The sequence below is a fragment of the Terriglobales bacterium genome (assembly GCA_035454605.1).
In the GTDB taxonomy this organism is placed as follows: domain Bacteria; phylum Acidobacteriota; class Terriglobia; order Terriglobales; family Acidobacteriaceae; genus DATMAB01.
The window spans coordinates 1-9,650 of the sequence record DATIGQ010000052.1 but is presented as its reverse complement, the minus strand read 5'-3'; the positions used below and the strand labels follow the sequence as shown (position 1 = coordinate 9,650).

The 9,650-nt window shown below is 63.7% G+C and carries 8 protein-coding genes; 3 read left to right on the top strand and 5 right to left on the bottom strand.

Annotation, left to right across the window (positions count from 1 at the left end; all coding sequences use genetic code 11):
- Positions 1-1,095 (top strand): glycosyltransferase family 87 protein (locus tag VLE48_03645; protein HSA92080.1); only part of this gene is annotated, 1,095 nt, incomplete at its 5' end.
- 18 nt (positions 1,096-1,113) lie between these two features.
- On the opposite strand, the gene VLE48_03640 is transcribed toward VLE48_03645, so the two are convergent.
- Genes VLE48_03640 through VLE48_03625 form a run of 4 tightly spaced genes read right to left on the bottom strand, consistent with a single transcriptional unit; the run spans position 1,114 to position 6,076 of the window.
- Positions 1,114-3,018 carry a M28 family peptidase gene (locus VLE48_03640; protein HSA92079.1) on the bottom strand — a complete coding sequence of 635 codons (1,905 nt, stop codon included), beginning with the start codon at positions 3,016-3,018 and terminating at the stop codon, positions 1,114-1,116.
- An 11-nt stretch (positions 3,019-3,029) separates the two neighbouring features.
- The gene (locus VLE48_03635) at positions 3,030-3,806 is read right to left on the bottom strand and encodes an enoyl-CoA hydratase (protein HSA92078.1); all 777 of its coding nucleotides are present in this window, start codon (positions 3,804-3,806) and stop codon (positions 3,030-3,032) included.
- Positions 3,803-5,359, bottom strand: a complete 1,557-nt coding sequence (locus VLE48_03630) for an acyl--CoA ligase family protein (protein HSA92077.1) — start codon at positions 5,357-5,359, stop codon at positions 3,803-3,805. Before VLE48_03630 ends, VLE48_03635 begins: the two co-directional genes overlap by 4 nt.
- A gap of 30 nt (positions 5,360-5,389) precedes the next feature.
- Positions 5,390-6,076: a hypothetical protein gene (locus VLE48_03625; GenBank protein ID HSA92076.1), complete on the bottom strand. Its 687-nt coding sequence runs from the start codon at positions 6,074-6,076 to the stop codon at positions 5,390-5,392.
- A gap of 84 nt (positions 6,077-6,160) precedes the next feature.
- Here VLE48_03625 and dinB point away from each other — a divergent pair, with 84 nt between their 5' ends.
- On the top strand, positions 6,161-7,393 hold the full coding sequence (dinB, locus tag VLE48_03620; protein ID HSA92075.1) for a DNA polymerase IV: 1,233 nt from the start codon (positions 6,161-6,163) through the stop codon (positions 7,391-7,393).
- 7 nt (positions 7,394-7,400) lie between these two features.
- Here dinB and VLE48_03615 read toward each other — a convergent pair whose 3' ends face one another.
- The gene (locus VLE48_03615; GenBank protein ID HSA92074.1) at positions 7,401-8,426 is read right to left on the bottom strand and encodes an acetamidase/formamidase family protein; all 1,026 of its coding nucleotides are present in this window, start codon (positions 8,424-8,426) and stop codon (positions 7,401-7,403) included.
- A gap of 133 nt (positions 8,427-8,559) precedes the next feature.
- On the opposite strand from VLE48_03615, the gene VLE48_03610 reads away from it, so the two are divergent.
- Positions 8,560-9,546, top strand: a complete 987-nt coding sequence (locus tag VLE48_03610; GenBank protein ID HSA92073.1) for a mechanosensitive ion channel domain-containing protein — start codon at positions 8,560-8,562, stop codon at positions 9,544-9,546.
- Positions 9,547-9,650: the final 104 nt, after the last annotated feature.

Here is a 9,650-nt window from a genome sequence, read left to right as displayed (position 1 = left end):
GCGTTCTATAGCGCTGCGCGTGTCGTGGCGGAAGGCCGTGGCGCCCTGCTGTACAAGTTCGACACGCAGCGGGAACTCCAGCGTGGGTTTCCGGCGCGGCGCACGCCGCTGCTTTTTTATCATCCGCCCTTCGAGCTGCTCCTCTTTCTGCCCCTAGCGTGGTTGCCGTTTGTTCCGGCCTATGCGGTGTGGATGGGAGTGAACCTGGGATTGCTGGCTTGGCTGGCCTGGCTTCCCCATCCGTATGCCGAAGCCTATCCCCGCTTCCGCGGCCTGCTGCCCCTGGTGCTGGCACTCGCCTTCTTCCCTGTAACTGTCGCCATGATGCAGGGACAGGACTCGATTCTGCTGCTATTCGTCTTCACTCTAGCCTGGATGGCACTGCGACGCGGTCAATCGTTTCGCGCCGGATGCATCCTGGCGCTGGGGCTATTCAAGTTCCAGTTCGTGTTGCCCTTCATGGCGGTGCTGGCCATTCGCAGGAACTGGAAAGCGCTCAAAGGGTTCTTGCTCACGGGCCTGGGACTGGGCTTGGTGTCGCTCATTCCCGTGGGATGGCAAGGCGCGCGCAGTTACTTCGACTTCCTGCTGGAAATCAACCAACACCTGGCCTACGGCACCATTCGGCCCGTCAGCATGCCCAATCTGCGCGGCTTGGTTGCTACATTTCTGGGTGACGGCCTGCCCGCGTCTTGGTTGGGCGGACTGGTGGCCGTAGTGTCCCTCCTCTTGCTGGCGCTGGCAGCGCGGTATTGGCCACCGGAAGAGGAAACGGCAACCGTGCGGCTCGACCTGGCGTTCGCGCTCACCCTGGTGGTGGTGCTGCTGGTGAGCTACCACCTGAATCCGCACGACCTGTCATTGCTGTTCCTGGCGATCCTGCTTATCGCCCGCCATATCGCGGCCACGGGCGGACAGGCACGCCCGGCCGGCAAGATATTGCTGGCATCGCTGCTTCTGCTCTTCTTTCCACCCCTGATGACGCCTCCCAGCATGCCGCTGCCGGCGCCGGTGCTTTGGGTATCGCTGGTCATGGTTGCTGCCCTGGTCAAAGAGATCCACACATCTCCTGACCTTCATCCGTTAGCTGGCTAGGCAGCCACACCGCCCGAGTTACGCTACGCGCCGAAGGCTGCGCAGGTTGTCCGCCTTGTTGAAGTGACGGTAGGCGTTGTCGATCATGGTGGGAATCTTCTTGCCGATCAGCCAGAGCAGCACCGTCAGTTGCGCCGCCACCGTTACCGGCAGCGTGACCGCGAACCATTGGAAGAACCAGTCGGCGAACGCAGCATAGCGTCCGAAGACGTGCATCAGCACGATGTCCACGGCTTTGGCCAAAAGAAAAGCGATGGCGAAGAAAGTCAGGAACGTGTTGGAACCCATGAAGCGCTCGAATGTGCCGAACGCTTCCTCGAGCAAGGCCTCGAGTCTGGACAACCAGCCGCGGCCATGGCTGGAGTAGCGTAAGTTGCCCGAGACTGTCTCCAGTACAATTTCGCTCGTCGCGGTTCGCTGCCAGCTTCCGCCGCTCCTTTCGACCTGGTCTACCACCTCGTGGCGCAAGCGAGTGTGCACGCCCCAATTGAGAATCTCTGCATTGCGGCAGACAGCCTGGCCATCGCGGATCTCAGCCTCGACCCGGTAAAGCCCGTTCAGGTTGCGGCGGTTGGGCTCGACGGCGTCTTTGAGCGCCAGCCAGTATTCCTGCTGCTGTACGTTCGCCGGGCTCACGCAGAACAGTTGCGCATAGTGGTATTCAGAGAAGTCGCGCGGCTCGGTCAGTCGCGGGCCTCCGTGCATGCGATAGAACCAGTAGTCGAGGATGCGCAGCGCTTCCGTAAGCGGCCCGGGGTAGACGCGGTCGGGCGTGTCGGCGGGCGTGTGGATCTTACCGCCGAATACCAAAGGAGACGCCTTGCCCGGCATCAGGCAGACCAGCGCCGAGGCGGGGATCTTGCGCTTGCCGTGCTTGTGGCACCCCAGCCAGCGCGGGCAGCCCAGCCAATCGCCCAGCCGGTCGCGGAATCCGCTGTTCACCTCCAGGAAGCTGATGTGGTCGGTGGTGCCGCCGGCGATGATGGTGTTGTATTTGATCCCGTTCAGGTGCGCCGCTTCTTCCAGCAGATCGTTGAGCGCAGGATAGCCAGGGAAGGGAAGGAAGGCGCGCACGAAGTCCGCGCCCAGCGAAGACTCCGGGATGTACATGCGGCCTTCGCCGACCGAGTCCACGGAAATCACCGACTGGATGCGCGTCAGGTCATCGGTCGAGAGGCTTTGCACGTACTCGCGCGAGCCGGAGACCCCGAAGCGGTACTTGGCCAGCGGGATCAGCCAGACGCCCAGCAGCGTGAGTGCCCAGACGCCTTTTGCCAGGGCCTGGTTGGCCAACCCGATGCCCAGCGCCAACAGCATCTGCGAGGTGAAGCCGATGAGCCCGCACTCCTCGGAGCCGGCCAGGATGTAGGTGTGGGTAAGCGGGGGACGGCGCTCCGTCCGCAGATCGCTTAGCAGATACTGCTTGGTGATCTCCTCGCCGGTGGTGTTGTCGTCGGCGCCGGGTCCGCGCCAGGTATCGTAGTGCGCCACCAGGATGAGCCGCTCCGGGCGCTCGCCGGGCACGGTGAAGATGTAGTTGTAGCCGGTGGTGCGCTGCGCGGCGGGCTTGAGCTTCTGACGCTCGACTACCACGACCGGCCTGCCGTCATCCCCGCCGCCCTGGGCGGGTGCGAAGGAATCGTCACCCAGATTCGGACTCCTGCCTGCGTCGCGCTCGCGCGGCCGCGCCGTCAGGAACACCCGGCCGGTGAACTCACGCTCCAGCGACGCAATGAATTCTTCCGCGTGGCGCTCGTTGGCCTGGTCCCAGTCTTCCGCAGCATAGCGTTCGGCTCCCGTGCGAATTAACGCCAGCAGTTCCGCAACTCGATCCTCCACCGGACGCCGCGCGCAAGCTTCCACTTGGCGGAGCCAGCGCTCCACACGACGAGTAGCCGGGATAGGCTGTGCCTCGGAAGCCACGTTCGTCCCTGCTATCGACCCGTCCAACAAGCGGGGCGTTTTTCCAGGAATGCGGAGATGCCTTCCTGCGCATCGGCAGCCATGTTGTTCATGCTCATGACTTCCTTGGCGTAGGCGTAGGCCTTGGGCTGGTCGAGGTCGATCTGCGCGTAGAACGCCTGTTTTCCCAGTCCGACCACGAGCGGGCTGGCCTCGGCCACGCGGCAGGCGAGCTTCTTCGTCTCGCTGCGCAGTTCGGCCGCAGGCACGACGCGGTTCACCAGTCCCCAGTCGGCGGCCGTGGCGGCGTCGATCATCTCGCCCGTCAGCAGCATTTCGAGCGCCCGCTTGCGGCTGACGGTTCGGCTCAGAGCCACCATGGGCGTGGTACAGAAGAGTCCAATGCGCACCCCGGGCGTGGCAAATCTGGCTTGTTCGCTGGCGACGGCCAGATCGCAGGTGGCGACCAACTGGCAGCCCGCCGCGGTCGCAATGCCTTGCACTTCGGCGATGACCGGCTGCGGAATGGACTGGACCCTTTCCATCATCTGCGTGCACACGTCGAAGATGCGGCGGTATTCCGCGATGTTGCGGCCCACCATTTCGCTCAAGTCGTGGCCGGAACTGAACACGCTGCCGGCCGCGGCCAGAATGACCGCGCGCAAATCCGGATTGCTGCCGACCGTGTCCAGGCAGTCCAGCACCTCCAGCATCAGGTCGAGTGAGAGCGCATTGCGGCGCTGCGGGCGGTTGAGCGTGACGATCGCGATGGATCCATCGGTCTCGTAGAGCAGGCTCTTGTAGTTCATCCTTTCACCTTCTTCTCATAGCCGGCCCAGGCTGCCTGACGCAGCTCGGCCTTGCGGATCTTGCCGGTGGCGGTCTTGGGCAGCGGCCCGAATACGACCTTCTTGGGACATTTGAAGTGCGCCAGCCGCGCACGGCAGAATTGGATCAGCTCCTCCGCATTCGCATTCTGCCCCGATTTCAGGGTGACGTGTGCCTGCGGCGCCTCGCCCCACTTGTCATCCGGCACGGCGATGACGGCGCACTCCATCACCGCGGGATGTTCGTACAGCACCTTTTCCACCTCGATGGAAGAGATGTTTTCGCCTCCCGAGATGACGATATCTTTCTTGCGATCGCAAATCTCTATGTAGCCGTCGGGATGGACCACGGCGATGTCGCCGGAGTGGAACCAGCCGCCCTGGAATGCCTCTTCCGTCGCTTCGGGATTCTTGAAGTACCCGAGCATGACGTTGTTGCCGCGCATGAGGACCTCACCCATGGTCTTGCCGTCGGCGGGGACGTCGCTCATGTCGCCGTTGACCACGCGCAGGTTGGTGCCGGCAATCACGTAGGGCACGCCCTGCCGGGCCTTGAGCTGGGCGCGCTCGTCGAGCGGGAGCGCGTCCCACTCCGGCTTCCAGGCGCAGACGGTGTGCGGGCCGTAGGTCTCCGTGAGGCCGTAGCTGTGCGCCACTTGCGCGCCCATGCCCTCGGCCGCGCGCAGCACGGCCGGCGAAGGCGGCGCGCCTGCGGTGACGATCTTCAGGCCGTGTTCGAAGCGGATGCCGTGGCGCGCGCAGTGCTGCGTCAGGCCGTTGAGCACGACCGGCGCTCCGCACATGTGTGTGACCTGCTCACCGCGTATGAGCTCCACGATGCGCTCGTAGTCCACGTGTGGCAGCAGGACGTGACGGCCGCCCACTGCGGTTACCGCCCAGGAAAAGCACCAGCCGTTGCAATGGAACAACGGCACCGTCCACAGGTAGACGGAACGGTTCGAGAGGCCGTGCTCCAGCGCTTCCCCGATCGCGTTCATCCAGGCGCCGCGGTGGGTGAACACCACGCCTTTGGGGAATCCGGTGGTGCCGCTGGTGTAGTTGATGCAGATTTCGCCGTCCTCTTCCGGCGGCGGCGCGTTCGTGAAGGGAAACTCTCCCTGGGCTAGGAGTCCCTCGTAGTCGTCGGTAACCAGTGAGAGGCTGCGTAGCTCGTCGCGCACCGGATCAAGCACGGGAAGGAATTGTGGATCCGCGATGAGGACCTTGGCTTCGCAGTGATTGAGCATCCAGCCCAGTTCCTGGGCCTTGAGCCGGATGTTCAGCATCACCAGCATCGCCCCGGCCAGCAGCACGCCGAAATGTGGCTCGAGGGCCGCAAGCGTGTTGGGCGCGAGTACGGCGACCCTGTCGCCGGGCACAACGCCGTGCCGCCGCAACGCCGAAGCCAGGCGGTGAACACGCTGGTTGAACTCGGCGTAAGTGAAACGCCGCTCGCCGTCCACCACCGCCACGCTGTTCCGGTACACCTGGGCGCTGCGGGCCAGGAAGTCCAAAGGCGTCAGGACGTTCTTCATGGCGCGCGATTGTACCGCAGCAGCGCAGACTCAGCGCTCTTCCAGCGTCTCATCCGGGCGGTATTGATGCAGGCCTCGGATCACCTTGTTCAGCGGAGCTTTGCGCATCAGGTAGACGAAGCGGCGCGGCGGCGGTCCGTCCACGGAGCGGAGCACTTCATAAAGCTGATCGTCGTAGGAGATGGTGGAAAAAGCCGTCCACGGCTTGGGCCGGCAGCTCTCGATGCGCAGATCGTAGTCGACGGCGCCGGGCTTGACCACGTCCACGATGGCGGGCCCGAGGTGCCGCTGGTGCCGCTTGCGATCCATCCAGCCGTGCGTCCAGGCCACCAGTTGCAGAGGAAGCGTGGGCAGCACCTCGCCGGTGATGGTGGCGGTGGCGAGGCGAACGGCTCCCTCCACCACGAAGTAGAAGAGCAGCAGGGTGATCGGATGGATGAGGTACTCGAAAAAACCCAGGCCTGTGCGGCCGAATGCGTACACGCCTTCCGTGATGCGGTCGCCTCCGACCTTCATCGCCGCAGCGTGCGCCTCTTCCATCCGGGCGGCGAAAAACCGCGGATAGCGCCACCACAGCAGGAAAGCGCAGAGTACGAACTCGACAATCCCGGAGAGCAGCGCGCCCCGCTTCATACTGACTTCGGGATCGTCGAGGAACCGGCGGCGGTACCGCCGTGGAACCAGGGAGACGAAAACGCTCAGCAGCAGGGCAAGCATGTGGGGCTCCGGCCGCGCGGCGCGCAATCTTACACCGAACCAGCGCTGCGAGGGCGGGTAGAATGGCGGAAGCGCGGGGTTCCGATGAAGACCATCTTTCACCTGGACATGGACGCCTTCTACGTCTCGGTGGAGGAACTGTTTGACGCATCGCTCAAGGGCAAGGCGGTGGTGGTAGGCGGGCAACGTGACGAGCGCGGTGTGGTCTCCGCGGCGTCCTATGAGGCCCGCAGGTTTGGCGTGCACTCGGCCATGCCCTTGCGGACCGCCGCCAAACTTTGTCCGCACGCCATTTTCGTGGACGGCCACCGCGACCGCTATCTCGATTACTCGGGCAGGGTGAAGCAGGTGCTGCAGCGCTTTTCACCGCAGGTGGAGATGGCGTCCATCGACGAGGCCTATCTCGACATGACCGGCACCGCGCGCCTCCACGGGCCGGCGCTGGCCGCCGCCCACGCCCTGCATCAGGCGGTGGGAGCCGCGACCCGCCTGAACTGTTCCATCGGCATTGGAACCTCACGGCTGATCGCCAAGGTAGCGTCGGACCAGGCCAAGCCCAACGGCATCCTTTGGGTTCTGCCCGGGCAAGAAGCAAGGTTCCTGGCGCCTCTCGATGCCCGCAAGATCCCCGGCGTGGGCAAGGTCATGGAGAAAAACCTGGAGGCGCTGGGCGTGCGCAAGGTCGGCGACCTGGCTCGCCTGGAAGAATCGGTTCTGGAACGACACTTCGGCAAGTGGGGACTGGCCTTGGCGGGCAAAGCGCAGGGACTCGACGCCGGAGGGTGGTTCGACACCGAAGTGGGCGCCGAGGCGGGGCCCAAGTCGATCAGTCACGAACACACCTACATGGTAGATACCGCCGACGCCGACCAGCTCGAAGCCACGCTCGCCCGGCTGACGGAAATGGTCTGCCGCCGCTTGCGCGAGCAGGGCCTGTACGCGCGCACGGTGCAGCTGAAGCTGCGCTACGAGGACTTCCACACCATTACGCGCGCCCGCACGCTCGAGCACGCCACGCAACTGGACACCGAAGTCGCCACGGCAGTGCGGAACCTCTTCCGCCAGAATTGGAAGCGTGGCGCGAAGGTTCGCCTGCTGGGCGTGCATGTGTCAGGCTTCGCGCCGGAGGAAGGGCAGATCGGGCTCCTCGACCGCGAGCAGCACCAGCGCTGGCAAAAAGCGCTGGGCGCCGCCGACCGCCTGCGCGACAAGTTCGGCGAGGACGCGGTATCGCTGGGCGGCGGCCTAAAAGGCAGCTTTCGTGAGCGCATTCACGACGCCATGCCCACGCGCCGGGACAAACCCGAAAAGGCCTGATCCGCCCCTATCTCTTCTTCGCCGGCAGGTACTTCTTGGGCATCTTCGCGATGACCACGTAGTTGGGATCCACCATCTCCGTCAGGTGTATCTGCGCCACCTTGGAGAGCAATTCGTAAGCGTCCAGCTTCGAGAGGCCATAGTCGGTGTGGATCCAGTCGATGAGTTCGGTGAAGGCGATGCGCAGCGCATCGTCCAGCGGGCGATACGCGCCGAGCGCCATGATGGAGGTGTCGTTCTCCAGCCGCGGCCAACTGAGCCGCCGGCCCTTGATGACTTCTACCCTTAGGCGCACGCGCATGGGAATCTCGATCCCGGTGCCTGCGACTTCACCGTCGCCCTGGGCTGCGTGGCCGTCCCCCAGGTAGAGCAATGCGCCTTCCACATTCACGGGAAAATAGATCGTGTGGCCCGCGCTGATCTCGGGCGCGTCCATATTGCCTCCCCATTCCCCTGGCGTGATGGAAGCGCGCGCTTCGCCCATCGGGGGCGCTACCCCGATGCAGCCGAGAAAGGGATGCATGGGAATCTTGACCGTGAAGTCCGAATCCTGGGCGTGAAATGTGGCGGTGCCGGACTTCCTGTCGACAGGATAGAAGTAAATGCGCTCCGGCAAGTCCGGGTTGAGCATGGGTGTATAGAAACTCGAGTTCAGGGCACCGAAACCGGGGCCCATTTCGCCCGCTCCCTGATCGCTGTCGACCTCGACGCTCATGATGTGGACGGCCAGAGTGTCGCCCGGCTGGGCGTTCTCCACATAGAACGGCCCCGTCAGCGGGTTCGGCCCCTTGGACGGGTCGAACTTGTCGCCTGGCTTCTGGACCGAATTGCCGAAGGCGTCGAAGGTGTTGGTCTCCAGGACATCACCGGAACGCAAATGCGCCACGGGTGCTGCCACCCCGTACACGAACTTCAGCTCACTTTGCTTGGCTTCATAGCGGACAACGTTCGGTTCGGGTGGCGCGCCGGCATCGGCTGCGATTGCAGGGGCGGCGTGGCACAAGAGAATGCCCAGCAGCAAGTAAGCCTTCATGAAGCCCTCCTTCAACTTGGCGAGCGCAAGCGGGCATCTTACACCGCCTGTTTTCGCAAGTAGCGCATGATTTTCCGCGCACGGCGGGTTATGCTGCGCTCGCGAGGGAATCTTCCCGAGGAGAGTGTGGCCCATGAGAACCATGGAGAGCCGGTTCCTGCTCTATGCCGTCGTATTGATCGGACTGCTTCTGCTATACGGTGCGGCCATTCCGGTGATGGTGCCGAATCTAGCGGGCATGCTGGGCGGGAACGTCGTCGCATACCTGAATCGCTCGCTGTTCGAACTGGGCGGCTTGCCGGTCACGCCGCTCTTTCTGGCCAAGTGCCTGCTCTTCCTGCTGGCACTGACGGTCTTCTCCCGGATGCTGCGACACTTTCTGCAGCGGCGCGTACTGCCGCACACGTCGATGGAGCCGGGACAACAGTACGCACTGGCCCGCTTCAGTTCCTATCTGTTCTTTGTATTTGGCCTGACGATCGGAATTCAGTCGTTGGGTGTGGACCTGAGCAGCCTGGTGGTATTGGGCGGCGCGTTGGGTGTGGGCGTCGGCCTCGGCCTGCAGAGCGTCGTCTCTAATTTCGTCTCCGGGCTTATTCTGCTGGTCGAGCGGCCCGTGAAGGTGGGCGATCGTATCGAGGTCGAGGGTACATTCGGCGAGGTGGTGCGCATTGCCGGTCGCAGCACCTGGGTGCGTACGAACGACAATGTCGTCATCATCGTTCCCAACTCGGAATTCATCACCGGGCGGGTGATCAACTGGACCGCCAACGACCGCCAGGTGCGCTTCTCTGTGCCGGTGGGCGTGGCCTATGGCAGCGATCCTGATCAGGTGCGCGAGACACTGCTCGCGGTGGCGCGGCAGAATCCCGACGTTCTGCAGAATCCTGAACCTGACGTAATTTTCACCGAATTCGGCGACAGCGCCCTGCACTTCCAGCTGCGTGTATTCACCACCAGCAAGGTGCCCTCGCCGCCCTCACTCAAGAGCGACCTGTATTTCGCGATCTTCCAGGCTTTTGCCGAGAAGGGCATTCACATTCCCTTCCCGCAGCGCGACCTGCATCTCCGGTCGGCGGTGCCGGTGGTCGTGACGGGCCACTCGGCCATTCAGGCCTAGGCAGTCTTGGGAAGGGAAACCATCGCGTGTAAGATGAATTCCTCAAGCAGGGAAAGCCATGGCTCCTCGCACCAGTGAAGAATGGGTGGCGCAATACGCCACCA

Bases quoted from the DNA above. Each gene is read 5' to 3' on its own strand.
- VLE48_03610 (HSA92073.1), top strand. From the start codon at position 8,560: ATGAGAACCATGGAGAGCCGGTTCCTGCTCTATGCCGTCGTATTGATC.
- dinB (HSA92075.1), top strand. From the start codon at position 6,161: ATGAAGACCATCTTTCACCTGGACATGGACGCCTTCTACGTCTCGGTG.
- VLE48_03625 (HSA92076.1), bottom strand. From the start codon at position 6,076: ATGCTTGCCCTGCTGCTGAGCGTTTTCGTCTCCCTGGTTCCACGGCGG.
- VLE48_03635 (HSA92078.1), bottom strand. From the start codon at position 3,806: ATGAACTACAAGAGCCTGCTCTACGAGACCGATGGATCCATCGCGATC.
- VLE48_03630 (HSA92077.1), bottom strand. From the start codon at position 5,359: ATGAAGAACGTCCTGACGCCTTTGGACTTCCTGGCCCGCAGCGCCCAG.
- VLE48_03615 (HSA92074.1), bottom strand. From the start codon at position 8,426: ATGAAGGCTTACTTGCTGCTGGGCATTCTCTTGTGCCACGCCGCCCCT.